Annotated in this window: 12 protein-coding genes; 4 read left to right on the plus strand and 8 right to left on the minus strand. The window is 43.6% G+C overall.

Annotated elements, in window-relative coordinates:
* Positions 1-67: 67 nt before the first annotated feature.
* The 7 genes from ARB69_RS05415 to ARB69_RS05445 all read right to left on the minus strand — a co-directional run bounded on the left by ARB69_RS05415 (position 68) and on the right by ARB69_RS05445 (position 11,780).
* Entirely contained in the window at positions 68-1,135 is a 1,068-nt protein-coding gene (locus ARB69_RS05415) for a uroporphyrinogen decarboxylase family protein (RefSeq protein WP_055151693.1), read from the minus strand.
* 84 nt (positions 1,136-1,219) lie between these two features.
* Positions 1,220-1,948 carry a carbohydrate ABC transporter permease gene (locus tag ARB69_RS05420; RefSeq protein WP_083487024.1) on the minus strand — a complete coding sequence of 243 codons (729 nt, stop codon included), beginning with the start codon at positions 1,946-1,948 and terminating at the stop codon, positions 1,220-1,222.
* Positions 1,949-2,018: 70 nt separating this feature from the next.
* A complete protein-coding gene (locus tag ARB69_RS05425) occupies positions 2,019-2,888 on the minus strand; it encodes a carbohydrate ABC transporter permease (RefSeq protein ID WP_055151728.1) in 870 nt (289 codons plus the stop codon).
* A 101-nt stretch (positions 2,889-2,989) separates the two neighbouring features.
* Positions 2,990-4,309, minus strand: a complete 1,320-nt coding sequence (locus tag ARB69_RS05430) for an ABC transporter substrate-binding protein (protein WP_055151699.1) — start codon at positions 4,307-4,309, stop codon at positions 2,990-2,992.
* 510 nt (positions 4,310-4,819) lie between these two features.
* Positions 4,820-5,746, minus strand: a complete 927-nt coding sequence (locus ARB69_RS05435) for a helix-turn-helix domain-containing protein (RefSeq protein ID WP_055151702.1) — start codon at positions 5,744-5,746, stop codon at positions 4,820-4,822.
* Between the two features lie 122 nt (positions 5,747-5,868).
* Positions 5,869-7,794: a 1,4-alpha-glucan branching protein GlgB gene (gene glgB, locus ARB69_RS05440; RefSeq protein WP_055151705.1), complete on the minus strand. Its 1,926-nt coding sequence runs from the start codon at positions 7,792-7,794 to the stop codon at positions 5,869-5,871.
* Positions 7,795-7,967: 173 nt separating this feature from the next.
* Positions 7,968-11,780, minus strand: a complete 3,813-nt coding sequence (locus ARB69_RS05445) for a hypothetical protein (RefSeq protein ID WP_242857539.1) — start codon at positions 11,778-11,780, stop codon at positions 7,968-7,970.
* A gap of 570 nt (positions 11,781-12,350) precedes the next feature.
* Here ARB69_RS05445 and ARB69_RS05450 point away from each other — a divergent pair.
* The 4 genes from ARB69_RS05450 (at position 12,351) to ARB69_RS05460 (ending at position 13,610) form a co-directional block, all read left to right on the plus strand.
* The gene (locus tag ARB69_RS05450) at positions 12,351-12,539 is read left to right on the plus strand and encodes a hypothetical protein (RefSeq protein ID WP_055151708.1); all 189 of its coding nucleotides are present in this window, start codon (positions 12,351-12,353) and stop codon (positions 12,537-12,539) included.
* A gap of 90 nt (positions 12,540-12,629) precedes the next feature.
* The gene (locus tag ARB69_RS26615) at positions 12,630-12,791 is read left to right on the plus strand and encodes a hypothetical protein (protein WP_155857930.1); all 162 of its coding nucleotides are present in this window, start codon (positions 12,630-12,632) and stop codon (positions 12,789-12,791) included.
* 86 nt (positions 12,792-12,877) lie between these two features.
* Positions 12,878-13,288 carry a hypothetical protein gene (locus tag ARB69_RS05455; protein ID WP_055151711.1) on the plus strand — a complete coding sequence of 137 codons (411 nt, stop codon included), beginning with the start codon at positions 12,878-12,880 and terminating at the stop codon, positions 13,286-13,288.
* Position 13,289: 1 nt separating this feature from the next.
* Entirely contained in the window at positions 13,290-13,610 is a 321-nt protein-coding gene (locus ARB69_RS05460) for a hypothetical protein (protein WP_055151714.1), read from the plus strand.
* A gap of 235 nt (positions 13,611-13,845) precedes the next feature.
* Here ARB69_RS05460 and ARB69_RS05465 read toward each other — a convergent pair whose 3' ends face one another.
* On the minus strand, positions 13,846-14,601 hold the full coding sequence (locus ARB69_RS05465) for an N-acetylmuramoyl-L-alanine amidase family protein (protein ID WP_055151717.1): 756 nt from the start codon (positions 14,599-14,601) through the stop codon (positions 13,846-13,848).
* Positions 14,602-14,720: the final 119 nt, after the last annotated feature.

The raw sequence follows: 14,720 nt of genomic DNA on the forward strand, positions 1-14,720 counted from the left end.
CTCTCTCCTCCATTATCCGTACCAGCAGTTTTCTATAACCGCTGGCACATAAACTCTCACCCAGACTCTATCCTCTCGTCTTATACTCCCTGCATGCCTCCACATAAGCAAGAATATTCTCCATTGGCACTTCCGGCTCCAGCATATGTGTCGGCGCCACCATAAGGCCGCCCTTTTCACCTGCAATATCCAGGTTTTTCCACACCTCCGCCTTTACTTCCTCCGGTGTCCCAAAGGGCATAACCGTCTGTGTGCCTATCGTTCCATGGAATGAAATCCGGTCTCCATATTTCCGGTAAATTTCTTCAAAATCCATGCACTCACTCTGAATTGGATTCAGCACATCAACGCCTGCATCAATCAAATGTGGTATCAGCGGTTCTATGAATCCGCAGGAATGATAGAAAATAATAACCTTAGGGTTGATTGCTTTTACATGATCGATCAGCGCCTTCAGCCTTGGCTTTATCCATTCACAATACAGATCTTCACTCATCATAATTGTATGCTGCATACCAATATCATCCCCGAAGAAGAGTGCATCCACCCCCGCTTTTACATAGGATTCCGCACGAACTTTCGCCATTTCCAGAGCTTTGTCAAACATAAACTCTGCCATATCACTGCCTTCCATCATGTCGCAGAAGAGTTCTTCCATACTTCTCAGATACCAGGAGATCTCCCAAAGTGTAATCTGCATATCACCCAGCGCTATCAGATCACGTTTTTTCGCATCCTCCACCTGTTCCTTCTGATGTTCCTTATATCCATTGGCAAAATCGGGGAACGGGTAAGCCTGCAGATCCTCCAGACTCTCTGCATTCTCCAGCGGATGCCGCATATATGTCATATGCATACTGTTGGGGGAGGATTCGTGTCCGACTCCCCACTTGTCTATTTCCCCCTTTTCAGCCAAAGGCGGATTAAAAAACGGACGGTATATCTCAGTATCATGATCAATTAATCGGATATCTTCTATTTTCTTCCATGGAAATCCAAAGTACTCTTCATAATCGTCTGTTCCGAACCGCTCTTTTATTTGTTCCTGCAAAGAGGGACAAAGCACAAACTCAACGGGTACATGCTCATATCCTTTTCTCCTAATCAAAGATATGAAATTTTCTCTGTTTGTCATTTAAATTCTCCTTACAATTTATTTTCATAGCCTTCCAGTTTCTTTTATCCGTATTTCGTTCATTTATCGTATACTTAAAAGTATTTATTTTACAGCGCCTGTAATCCCCTCGGCAAAGCTCTTCTGCAGAGCAAAGAATACGATTACGGTAGGCAGCGTACAGATCGAAACCGCCAGCATGAGCATGCCATAATCTGTTACATATCCTGCTGTAAGGTTTGCCACCAGCATCGGCATCGTAATACTTTCTTCTGTAAGCATAATGACCTTTGGCCATAAATAATTGTTCCAGGCATTCATAAATATTATCGTTGCCGCTGCCGCATAAGTTGAACGCATTGTTGGCATAAACATACGGAAAAATATCTGAAGTGCATTTAATCCATCAATTTTTGCTGCCTCAATGATATCATAAGGAAAGGACCGGGCACTCTGCCTGAAAAACATAATCATCAGAGGCGTGGATATTGTAGGCAGTACAAAGCCTAATGCAGTATTGAGCAGTTTGGCCTTCGAAAACATTTGGAACAAAGGTATCATAGTTGCAACAAAAGGCACCATCATGGCCATTAGAATCACAGCCATTAGTATATCTTTCGCCTTGTCATGATATATTTCGAACCCATAGCCGGCCAGGGAGCAGACCAGCAGGCTGATAAATGTCAGGATAACCGCATATCTAAATGAATTCCACAATGCAGTTCCCACAGACTGATTTGCCAGCAGATTTTTTAAATTTTCTATGAGGTAGGTCCCCGGAAATAATTTTCCATTAATAATATCAATACTTTTGTTCGTAGCTGATACCCCCATATATAAAAACGGGAACACACTGATTACAGAAGCTATAATCAAAACAATATATGGTACAGATCTTTTTGCCTTAATCACGCTTATCACCTACTTTCATCTGAACAAATGCCATAACAGCAACCATTATCATAATCAAGAAGGACATTGCTGCTGCATAGCCAAAGTTCGGCACATATTTAAAGGAAACATTATATATGTAATGTGACATGGATAATGTCGCATTTCCAGGTCCGCCGTTTGTCAGGTTCACAGATTCATCGAAGAGCTGCAGTACTCCGTTTACAGACATGATGGCAGTGAGTACAAGAGTCGGCTTCAACAGAGGAATGGTAATTTTCCAAAATTGCTGGAAGGCATTCGCCCCGTCGATCTTAGCTGCTTCATAAACCGATTGCTCTATATTCTGAAGACCGGATAAATAAAATACCATATTATAGCCTGTCCACCGCCACACCATAGCAACAATAATGATGATTTTCGCGCTCATCGGATGACCCAGGAAATCATAAGGCGCAGAAAAAACCCCCGTATTTAACAAGATTAAATTGATCAGGCCATCTGCTGCAAACAATGACTTAAACACGAGAGAATAGGAAACAAGCGAAGTCGCACAGGGAAGGAATATGCATGTCCTGAAAAATCCCTTGCACCGTAGATTGGGCTTGTTAAGTATTGTAGCCAGTATCAGTGCAAACAGTATCATTACAGGTATTTGTATTAGGTAAAATAGTGTATTTGTCAATGTTTCCATAAACACTTTATCCTGGAACATTCTGACATAATTTCCTATTCCGTTAAACTTGGTTCCCGCACCTACTCCTGTCTGAAACGATATAAGAAGTGCTTTGAAAATCGGAATAAAACTCATAAACAAAATCAGTATTGCCCCGGGAGCCAGAAATGCCCAGCCCGTCAGGCTGCCCCGCCTGCTCAGAGTCATCCTCTTCTTTCTTTTCTTGTTATCCACGCCTTTGCCTCCTTTAATTTAAAATGGACCAGTTTGACCCCAAACTGATCCATCTCTAAGCATATCAGGGTTCTTTATTTACCCATACTAAATTCTACTGTATCTTGTGCAGTCTTTAATTCAGAAGGAATGTCAGCTCCGTTGACCACGTTGCTCAGAGCTGTTGCCACTGCATCTCTTGCATCAAAGTAATACATACCGGTAATGTTGCTTGGAACCTCGCCTGCATACTTTGTTATCTTCTCATAAATTGCATCCCCGTTAAAGAACTCCTGCGGTTCTGCATATACTGCACTGTCGCCTGCCGGAAGATACGTTGTCAGGGCGCCTGTAGATGGCAGAATGTTTTCATAAAATTCTACGCTTCCCGCAAATGTCTTATTTAAGAAATCAATTGCAAGTTCCGGGTTTTCGGAATTGGAGGTAACTGCCCAACTTGATCCGCCGTTACTTGAATAATTAGTTGCGTTATCAACGCCGTCCATCTTCGGCATGTTTGTAATCGCCCATTTTCCGGCCTGGTCTTCAGAACTCTGAATCGTTCCAAGGATCCAGCAGCCATTAATTGTACCTGCTACATTCCCCTTAGTAATGGTTTCAACGTAAGCATTCCAGTCATTTACCAGCTGAAGAACTCCTGTTTCAACAAGTTCTGCGTATATTTCCAATGATTTTTCCAAAACCTCATTGTCTGAAAGATTCGCACTGCCGTCTTCCTTGAACATAGACTCGCCTGTTGACTGCAGCATCTCACAGATCAGGTCAGGCTCTCCGCCATATTGTGTCATTAGCGGCTTTCCTGTTGCCTCTAAAACCTTTTTCCCGTTTTCTATGTACTGATCCCATGTAATATCTGTAAAGTCATCAATTGTCAGCCCTGCCTGCTCCAGGTAGTCTGTCCGGTAGCAGCCGATACATGTCCCATTATCAAACGGAACCCCATAATTCTTTCCGTCAACAGTTGAGAATCCCACTTTACCAGGGCTGAATTCACTGAATTGTATTCCAGAATCAGTCAAATCTACAAAAGCATCCGGATAGCTTAATGTGTTTTTCTGAAACGCATTATCCTGTATCAGCAGAATATCCGGCAGAGTACTTAAATCGCCTGATGTAGCTGCCGTCGTCAGTTTTGTCTGTACATCCTCCCACGGAGTCTCCACAATGTTAAGTTCAAAGTCCGGATTCTCCTTTTGATATATTGCCTCGGCTTCTTCCAAAGCTACAATACTGAATGCAGGATCCCAGCACCATATGGTCAGGCTGTCTCCCTTACTGCTTTCTTCACTCGTTTTTTCTTCCTTTGCCGTGTCTGCTTTTTCGCCGCCTCCACACGCAATAAGTCCGCCGGCCATAGCAACTGTAAGTAAAAGTGCGACAATTCTCTTCTTCATTTTCTTTCCTCCATACAAATTAATGTGCTGCTTTTGATTCATTTAGATCCATTTCTTTTGGATTTTAAACCATTATACCGGTATATCTTTAGACCAGTCAGAATATGTACATATTGTATAAATTCTAACTTGTCCGTTGTTTGTTTATGGATATATTATACCATCCACATTTTCCCTATTGTTATCATTAATGCTCGTAAAAAAAGCAAATTCGACCATTTTCATTATATTAACAGCAAAATTCTGAATAAAGTGGGAAAGCCCACCTCAACTCCCCGCCCCCTCACTCATGAGGGGCTTGCACACTTTAGCGCCGCCGCGATGCCGCTTTGCGGCTATATACCTTATCGCGGCGTGTGCATCCCCCGGAAGGTTTTATATAATGGGGGTGTCTATTTCCCGACAGTCCCATTATATAAAAAATGGAGCCTTGCACCACAGATGATTCCTCATTCACATTGCAAGACTCCGCTTATTTATCCACATTCCAGCTATATAAACCCTGATTTTTTAAAATTCCCATCCCTTTTTCGCATGAACCTGATATTTTCTCCGCCCCCCTAAACCTGATGTTATCTGCTTCTTCCACTGATAAGGGCTTATCCCTATAATTTGTTTAAAGTTTCTGTTAAAAGTAGACATCGTCTGATACCCCACCCGGACAGCCACTTTTTCCATATGGCAGTCTTCCTTTTTCATCAGGTCGCAGGCTGCCTGCACACGTATGAGATTGATATATTCTACAGGCGTCATATTCATATCAGATTGAAAAAGCCTGCGGAAATGTGTCTCACTTAAATGACAGCATTCCGCCAGCTCATGGATCATGATATCCTCTTGATAATGATCATTAATATACTCCAAAGCATACACAATCTTGCTTTTGTTAACTGATCCGACCGACTGCACATCCATTTCTTTTATCCTCAGGACCTGCAGGACAATATTAACTAATGCAAATCGTATAGAATCCTTCGCGTAATTCCCACCCTGACTGGTAAGTTCAAAAATCATTAATACCAGGTTGCCCAGATACGGTACCTGATCTATAGAAAATACAAATGCATTTTTATTTATACTAGTCCTAATCTTTTCCCCTTTATATATGTTGTCGCTAAAAGCCTCCAAAATAAGATCTTCTGAATCAAAATACAAAAACTCCCACTGGCTGCAGCCATCACTGATCGTTGTATGTGGATAATTCTGAGGTATAAAGGTAAAGGACCCGCCTTGATAATCAAGACTTTCTTTATCTAACACCACCTGGCCCTTTCCATTATAACAGTAACCAATTTCTGCCATATTATGAAAATGAAGCGCCTCATTTCCTTCCCCATAATCACGATTCCATTTTTCTCCTGTCAATGCAATAACCGGTTCCTGGTCAGGTTTTTCATAAAACCGGAACTCAACGCATTCTTTTTGACTTTTCCCCATCACAATTCTCCTCAAAATTCTTTTTATCTGATCTTCCTATGAGGCGTCGGCCGTTATATATAAAAGTGGTACCGCTCAATGACAATGTGAGCCATTTTACGGTACCAAAATTATTAATTAACTTAAAATTCAAATACAGCTACCCCATATCCCGGCAGCGGATATGCAAAAGAATACTTCCTTCCGTCACATTCCTGTTTCTCAGCCTTATAAACCAAAGGTCTCTCCTCACCGCTTCCGCCATACTCCTTATCATCACCGTTCAATACAAGCTTATACTGTTTCCGTCTCGGAACGCCAACCCGGTAATCCGGTCTGTCAACCGGCGTAAAATTGCATACAAACAACAGGTTCTTTTTATTGTCCTTTGAATGCCTAACAAAACTGAAAATACTACGGAACGTATCATCCTTGTTGATCCATTCGAACCCTTCCGGATCCGCATCCAGCTCATAAAGCGCTTTGTTCTTCCTATATAAATGAAGCAGGTCGCGGTAGAATCTCTGTATCTGCTGATGCGGCTCCTCGGAAAGCAAAAACCAGTCCAGTTCCCGTTCTTCGCTCCACTCCCTAAGCTGAGCAAAGTCCTGTCCCATAAAGAGCAGCTTTTTCCCCGGATGCCCGATCATAAACGCATATGCTGCCTTCAGATTTGCAAACTTATCAAAGCCTTCCCCCGGCATCTTATTCAGCATGGAGCACTTTAAATGCACCACCTCATCATGCGAAAGCACCAGTATATAGTTCTCACTGTAAGCATACTCCATAGAAAATGACATCTGATAGTGTGCATTCTTCCTAAACAGCGGATCCAGCTTCATATACTCTGTAAAATCATGCATCCAGCCCATATTCCACTTCAGGCTGAATCCCAGCCCGTCATCCTCGGGAGAACCTGTCACTTTCGGCCATGCGGTCGATTCCTCTGCAATCATCATCGCACCCTGGTTCCTGCCCAGAACAACGGAATTCAAATGCTTGAAGAATGCGATTGCTTCCAGATTCTGATTGCCGCCGTACTTATTGGCTACCCACTGTCCGTCCTGCTTGCCGTAATCCAGATAAAGCATAGACGCCACCGCGTCTACTCTCAAACCGTCCACATGATAATGCTCGATCCAGAACAGCGCATTGGCAATCAGGAAATTCTGAACCTCCGGTTTGCCATAATCGAAAATCTTAGTGCCCCAGTCCGGATGCTCTCCCTTTTTAGGATCCGCATACTCAAAGACAGGCGTACCGTCAAAATCAGCCAGCCCATGTGCATCCTTCGGGAAATGTGCAGGTACCCAGTCCAGGATAACCCCGATCTTATTCCGGTGCAGATAATTAATCATATAAGCAAAATCTTCCGGCGTACCATACCTGCATGTAGGCGCGTAATATCCGGTCACCTGGTATCCCCAAGAGCCGTCAAAAGGATGTTCTGCCATCCCCATAAGCTCTACATGGGTGTACCCCATCTCTTTCACATACTTCACAATGGCTTTGGCAAAATCTCTATAGGTGTAAAACCCTTCGTCTTCCCTGCCCGGATGTCTCATCCAGGAACCCAGGTGCACCTCATAAATAGCCAGTGGATTTTCCCTGCTGTCCCAGTCCTTCCTTGCTTCCATCCATTCGCCGTCCGTCCATGACAAATGCGAAATGTCTGTAATTCTGGAAGCCGTCCCCGGACGCATCTCCGCATAATTGGCAAATGGATCTGCCTTGAAGAGCCGTTTTCCTTGCATCGTCTCTATACAGAACTTATATAAATCCCCGTCCTGAACCCCGGGAATAAAACAGGTATAGATTCCCTCGGGTTCCTGTCGTTCCATATAATTCTCTTCAAAGTCCCATTCGTTGAAGTCACCCACTACAGACACACGCCTTGCATTCGGCGCCCATACCGCAAAGTAAACTCCTTCTTTTCCCCTCACTGTCACCTTGTGGGCACCAAGCTTTTTATAGATCTCATAATGTGTCCCCTGGCCGAACAGATACTGGTCTAATTCCCCAATTTCATAAGGCTTCACTTTCTTTTGTACGGTTTTATTCTTTCCCATAAGCCCACCTCACTGCTCGTATTTTATATGTTCAATTATACTTGATATGACCGGAAAAGGAAAGAGAAATCCTTCTCTGCAAGTCACAGAGTTCTGATACAGAATGTTCCAAAAATATTTACCGTCCGGAAATAAAACAGACAGACTCGGCAGAATCTGTCTGTTTTTCACTATTATATATTAAAATCCTTTTCTGACAAGATAATCCTGTCAGCATCATCCGTATTTTTGCCAAATACTCGTTTTACCAGCTTCTTAGCAGATGCCTTCTGAGAATGCTCCATAGCCTCATCCATGACTTCCTTAACTTCAGCTACTGTAACTGCATGATCCTCTCTCTGAAGTGCATCAATCCTGCTGTATAGTGCAAGAATTCCCATCTCATCGATTCGGTATCCGTTCTCCTGGGCATACGTCTGGCCGAATGTTACAAGCTCATCGTTAATGAAAATCGGCACTTCCAGACGGCTTGTAAACTTCCTGCGGAACTCCCTGTTAGAAGAAAGCAGTCTGTCCAGAGGCTTTCTCTGTTCCTCCAGAACCACCATCATCTCTCCCGTATCTCTTTCCATCGCCTTATTCAGCCTTGCCACGGTCTTTTCATTCAGCTTCCCAGCCTTCTCAATGATCAGAGCTCCGCCGTACAATTTTTCAAAAATATCACTGATCTTCTTCTTATTCAAAGAATCGCCCGTAACGATTGCAACCTTACCCTGTCTGATGTTTCTTTGCTTCTGGATTGCTTTTACAACGTCCACAGCCAGAACTGTTTTTCCATTCCCTTTATTTCCAATAATGAGAAGGTTGCCCGTTTTGGAAGTTCCATTGCGGTTTGAACAGTTATGATCCTGTTCAAGTACATCCACAAGCTGCTCACTCATGCCGCGTACCGGAACAAAATAGGAGAATAACTTTTTCTGCTCCTCGGTAAGTCCGGCCCTTGTCCCGATCCCGCTCTGTGTCTCCAGATCATATCTTCCATGGACGACAAATCCCGTGTCTGACATAGAAAGGGCATCGGATATCTCATTGAGCGGAAGCGGCGCAGTCTTGCCTGTAGCAATCATCTTAGCGGTCTCTTTCCGGCTCAGCGGGGTCGTTGCAGACATAATATCAATACCGTCATCATCGTCTGGAATCTCCCTGTCGTCAAATCCCTCCGCATGCTCCGGATTCGGGCGGAACTCTTCTTCCAGCCCAGCCGCTATATCTTCTATATCATCAGAAGGCTCCTCTGCATCGTATTCTGCCAGTTCCTCCTCATACTCATCATAGTAATCCTGATCATACTCTTCTTCATATGATTCTGTCCCGGCATCCTCGTAGTCTTCCTCATATGTTTCACCGTCATCAAACTCATCTTCAGAATAATCTTCTTCGTACTCCTCTTCAAATTCATCCTGTCCGTCATATCCGTCGTCATATTCATCATCATAGAGTTCATCGGCTTCTTCATATTCTGCCGTAAATTCCTCTTCTTCGTCTTGATAGGATTCCTCTGCATCATCGTACTCTTCTTCATAAGAGTCTTCATACTCGCCGGCATAGTCATCCTCATATGCCTCTTGTTCTGTCCTTGGAGCAAACTCATCAACTTCCTCTGGAAGATCGTCAATAAAGCCTTCCATATCTTCCTCCAGATCGTCTGAAGCATCCAGGAACTCTGCAATATCGTCGATACGGAGCTGCTGCGTAATTGCTCCCATATTCTCACGTGGTTCGTCAGCCCGTCCCGCCGTTCTTCTCACCGGCTGAGGCTCCTCAGGCAGCACCCCCTCAATCTCATCTATCAGTCTCTGAATATCCGGCGGCAGTATCGGTTCCGCATTTTTCTTCTTTTCTTCCATCTTGTCCTCTTCTGCCGGTTCCTTCTGGTCATCATGTCCCATACCCATCAATATATCTTCGATGCTGAGCTGGCCTTCAACCTGATCGTCATTCACCGGCTTTTTATTCTCCTGCTTAATATTATCTGCTTTTGCTGCTTCTTCTATTCTCTCAGATTCTTCTACATCTGGCTCCTCCTGAAGTTCAACTTCGTTTTCTGTGAACGGTTCGTCCTCCGGGAATCCTTCCTCTGCATCCTCCAATATGTCTTCCTCTGAGAATTCTTCTTCTATACTATACGGGTGTTCCTCGACCGGCAGATCATTCGTAGAATCTTCCCCTATTTCATCCTCGTTAAACTCCTCTTCTAAACCATACGCAGACTCTTCTTCCGGCAGATCCCCCGTGAAATCTTCCAGTAATTCGTCCTCGGTAAATTCCTCTTCTAAACCATAAGTGGACTCTTCCTCCAGCAGTTCTTCCCCGGAATCTTCCAGTAATTCGTTCCCGGTAATCTCTTCTGCTAAGTCATATGCCGGCACTTCTTCCGGCAGCGCTTCCACTGGCTCTTCCTGTAACTCTTCTACTGCGTGTTCTTCCACTGGCTCTTCTTCAGCCAGTTCCTCATAAGAGTCTTCCGACAGCTCCGCTGCCTGCTCTACCACTGGTTCCTCTTCAATCAGTTCTTCTTCTGAATCTTCCAGCAGTTCTTCCTCCAACGGCTCTTCCTCTGTATCCTCTAACGCCTCTTCATCCCATGGTTCTTCTGCAGAATCCACATCCTCTTCCAAAGGCTCCTCATCCCAAAGCTCCGCTTCTGCCGATTCCAGAACTTCTTCCAGTAAATCGCCGTCAATACCTTCCGTCTCTGCTGTCTCTTCTAAGAGTCCCGCTTCCGCCGCCCCCTGAGCTTCCTCAGAGAATACCTCGCTGATAATTTCCTCTGCCGCTTCCTGCAGTTCTTCATCCGCAGCTTCGATTGCCGCAGTCTCTTCCTGAGACGGATCTTCCTCTATATCATCGGAGAGTTCTTCCTCCAGAGGTTCCGCTTTCAATTCTTCCAAATCTTTGTCAAAGTGAATCTCTCTTTTACGCTTCACTGCATATTCATTTACAAGTTCCAGATCAATTACTGATTCGATCTCCTCGATTGCCGCCTCAAGCTCAGGCACATCTTCTTCAAGCTCTTCCTCTTCTGGCTCAGGTTCTTCCTTTTTAGGCCGCAAAAGACTCTGCAGAGCATCCTCCAGCTTCATCCTGCTGCCAATTCCTTTTTGCTCCAGTCTCTGCACCGTCTCATCTACCGGAAGGTCATCCGGCTCCTCTTCTGTCTCCGGCATCTCCTCGTGATTCGGCTCCCGCTCTGTTGAATCCTCTTCAGCCGGAACCTCATCGTCATCTGCCGGTTCATACACACCCTCATCTACTTCTGCCGGCGCGTCCGTGTCATCCGCCTCATCACCGTCCAGCTCGTCTGACGTCAGAGCTGCCTTCCTCGCCTGATATTCTGTCAGGTCAGGAAGTTCTTCTGTCTCTGATTCAATCTTTTCGTAGCGATGGTCATACTTCTCCTGCTGTGAAGGTGTCAGCTGTTTATACTGCATCTTGAGTTCCATCGCCTTATAAACAAACTTTCCTTCGCTGAACCAGAGAATCAGGTCGTCGCATTCCTCCAGACACTCTGCCGTCATACCGGCCTCCTGATACAATCTGGCCAGTTCATACGCCCATTCTTCAATGTACTCTGCCTTCTTAAACTCCTCGAGAGCCTCAATCTGCTGCTCAACCGGAGCCCTTCTGGCTCTTAATATCTTGTATCTCAAAATATGCTGGTTGGGATCCTTCGGCGCAACCTGCATAAAATCATCATAATAGTCAATGGCTTCATCCACATTTCCCGTTTTAAGTGCCAGAGCGCATAAACGATAGATAACCTTCCTGCTGCCTTCTGCACGATGATAAGCAATATTCAGAACCTCATAACTCTTCTGATTGTCCCCGTTCCTCTCATATATGTCACTGACATTCGTCAGCATAGTGGCGTTTCTGACTCTCTTCCAGTCGATGGTATCCGCAATCTCGGCGGCTTTATTATATGCACCGCTTTCCATAAGTTCAAGCATCTGTTCTGTCTTTAACTTATATTCGTACTTATCCACTGCACTCACCTCGTTCATATAATATTATTTATATCTTTTATCCGGCATACGCCCGTTTATACGCACATGTGCAGATAATTCTGTCCTTAGTTTACCATAAGCCCTCCTCAATGTCAAAAAAATGCATCCTCAATTAACATTGAAGATGCATTTTAAGACTTATTTAAACTCAGGTAAAAGTATTTCCCGTAAATACGGCGTTCTTAGGATTTTCTTGTTACTAACGTGTTGCTAACCGGATAAGTTTCATCGGTTCTGATTGATACTATTTGATACTATTATATAGGAAGAAAGGCTACTTATGCTGGTGTAAATAAAGTCCTGATAAGCCGGAAAAAAACTACTTCACTATATCGCAATTGCCGTAAGTTTAAGGTCACAAGATTGTTTACTTAACATAAGGGAGCTACTCCTCACTACTTTAGCTCCTTTCCCACCACATTAGCCCGGGGCAAGCCCGGGCCTTTTTTAATTGTCATATCACACATAATTAGCGCGCTAATATTGTGCATATTGCATATAGTGCACTAATCTAATCTATGATATACTTTAAAAGAGGAGGTGTGGAATATGACATATAATGAAAAGCAAAAAGAATATACGATGAAATATTTAGAGAAACTAAAAGAGATACGTTTTCGTGTTAAACCAGAAGAATTTGAACGGTATGAAGAAGCCGCAAAAAAAGCTGGATACCCAAGCATGAGACAATTTTATATGGATGCAATCAGTGAAAAAGCTGAAAACATATTAAATTAGTGCGCTAATTCAATTGACATATAGTGCGCTATATGTTATAATAAAGATAGTTAAAGAAGGCAAGGCTTTAACAAATAAGGAGGAATCAATATGGAGGTCTTAGATATGGCAATCAGTGAAAAGGAACTGAAACTACTAATGAATTTTATCAAAGATGATTTGACGGAAGCGAAGGAAAGCGATAAGGAAGAAATCAAGAACATGAAAATCGAAAGAGTACTTGAACATATACAGCAGTACTTGGAAGATTAAGGGAAGACAGGGAGGGCGGGCTTGCCACCGCTCCCCATCAAAGAAATTATAACAATTAAATATCTCAAAATCAAGGAGGATATTTTATGAATACAAACATAATGAATCAAAAAGGGTATTACGCAAATGTTAAATCTTCTGGAACAGATGGTATTTATTGGGGATTTGGCGTTAAAGAAGAACACGGCACTGCCTTTACAGTGGAAATGGCAAAGGAATTACTGGCGCTTGCCAACGCTGAATACAAAAAAGGCTACCCGGATGGATATGATAAATCTGCTTACAATCCTGATAAAGACTTTACCTATATCAGATATGATATGTCAAACTACAAAGATGCCGGAGATGGCCACATGGTATTGATCGGTGACAAAAAAGTAGGGACTTATGACGCATCTAAAAATCTTCTTCGGATTTTTAAAAATGACGATCCGATTTATGAGAATAACAACGGCACTATCTGCCGCGACACTGTTGCAATGATTGAGGGAGAATAATATGAGAAAAGAAAAATTATTAAGCAATAAGAAGGAAATAATCAAAGAAATGCCTTGGTACATAAGCGACGAATTTTCCGAAACCGAACTAAAGTGTTTTTCCTGTAAACAGTTGGAAATGTTAACAAAGATAGCAAATTCCGCAGAAAAAATAAGGGAAAAATGTAGCGTGTTTTATGAACTCTCCGCAACAGAGGTATTTCATAAGCCAACACAAAAAATTGCTTGGATTACCGAAAACGGTGAAGTCCGGGAGGAATCTCACGAAGAAGCTCTTAGCGGAGCCTCGAGCGAAATATTAAAAAGGATTCTAAAAAAATAACCCCCAAAAAAGAACTGCCCAAATGACAGTTCTTTTTCGGTGTACTTACCTCTATTTATATTTCAATCCAACGCAGGCAAGATCGGGTACCTGCGACACACGATAACCCCTTCTGCTACCGTGTTAACAATTATATTATAAAATACTATTTATTAAATGTCAAGCCCGGAATCCATAATTGATACGCCCCCTGTCAAGTAGGCAGGGATCATATCAATGGCTCCGGGCTGTTATTTTACTTCTGTGTTCTCTTAACCGCGGCCTGCAGCCTTGCATACCACGGTGCCTTACTCTGCCAGCTGAAGCATGGCATATCCTTGCCGTTGTTTGCCTTGTAAATACTGTTCAGTACGGTCATTTCATCCTGGTGTGACAGCGGGTGGAACTCTCTCCCATCAAAATAAATTACCGGCCCCTTGCCATCTACTGTGTAAAAACATTGCATAGTTGTTTCTCTCCCTTCATTTCTGGTTTCTTTTTTGTCAGTTACTGCGCTTCCCCCGCCCGCTAGGCGGTTCTTAAAATCATTCCAGATACTCTCATTTCCCGGCAGCCACCCAGCCCATCCAGGACAACTTTTACCGCATACATCCCAGTGGCGGACAACGCGATCCGCAGGGATTCCATACTGTTGCATCAGGCTTTTGGTCAGGCTTACTGCGTTATTAATTGTCCTATCTGCAATCTTCCCGCCGGAGGAACACATCTCGATGCTGATAGAGTTGGAGTTAGTACAGAGTCCAAATAGATTCCCTCCGTAGTCTACTCCTACCGCCCAAGCCGTGTCATTAAGTGATACAACCTCGTAAACATCGGTCTCATCTACAAATAAGTGTGCTGATGCACCGCGATTCGCGCCTCTGAAATAGTTAGCGTTCGCCTTTGCGGTATCTGTATTGTTACCGGTGTAGTGGAGGACAATATACAGTCTGCCGGAATTGCCTGTGGTGTAATTGACTCTGGTATGATCAATCGCATAGTTATATCCCATGATTACTCCTCCTGTCCTTCCAAGACACCCATTAATTTTTCGATTCCGACCATTCCGAAATCCTCTACCACCTGCGGGGTAAATACCTCTTCTGTCAATACTTCTTTTTCTTCTGACAT

It is taken from the genome of Faecalicatena contorta (assembly GCF_001404335.1).
GTDB lineage: Bacteria > Bacillota > Clostridia > Lachnospirales > Lachnospiraceae > Faecalicatena > Faecalicatena contortus_B.

Excerpts from the sequence above, each read along its gene's own strand:
- ARB69_RS05415 (WP_055151693.1), bottom strand. The coding sequence starts at position 1,135 with ATGACAAACAGAGAAAATTTCATATCTTTGATTAGGAGAAAAGGATAT.
- ARB69_RS05420 (WP_083487024.1), bottom strand. The coding sequence starts at position 1,948 with ATGGGGGTATCAGCTACGAACAAAAGTATTGATATTATTAATGGAAAA.
- ARB69_RS05425 (WP_055151728.1), bottom strand. The coding sequence starts at position 2,888 with ATGACTCTGAGCAGGCGGGGCAGCCTGACGGGCTGGGCATTTCTGGCT.
- ARB69_RS05430 (WP_055151699.1), bottom strand. The coding sequence starts at position 4,309 with ATGAAGAAGAGAATTGTCGCACTTTTACTTACAGTTGCTATGGCCGGC.
- ARB69_RS05435 (WP_055151702.1), bottom strand. The coding sequence starts at position 5,746 with ATGGGGAAAAGTCAAAAAGAATGCGTTGAGTTCCGGTTTTATGAAAAA.
- glgB (WP_055151705.1), bottom strand. The coding sequence starts at position 7,794 with ATGGGAAAGAATAAAACCGTACAAAAGAAAGTGAAGCCTTATGAAATT.
- ARB69_RS05450 (WP_055151708.1), top strand. The coding sequence starts at position 12,351 with ATGACATATAATGAAAAGCAAAAAGAATATACGATGAAATATTTAGAG.
- ARB69_RS26615 (WP_155857930.1), top strand. The coding sequence starts at position 12,630 with ATGGAGGTCTTAGATATGGCAATCAGTGAAAAGGAACTGAAACTACTA.
- ARB69_RS05455 (WP_055151711.1), top strand. The coding sequence starts at position 12,878 with ATGAATACAAACATAATGAATCAAAAAGGGTATTACGCAAATGTTAAA.
- ARB69_RS05460 (WP_055151714.1), top strand. The coding sequence starts at position 13,290 with ATGAGAAAAGAAAAATTATTAAGCAATAAGAAGGAAATAATCAAAGAA.
- ARB69_RS05465 (WP_055151717.1), bottom strand. The coding sequence starts at position 14,601 with ATGGGATATAACTATGCGATTGATCATACCAGAGTCAATTACACCACA.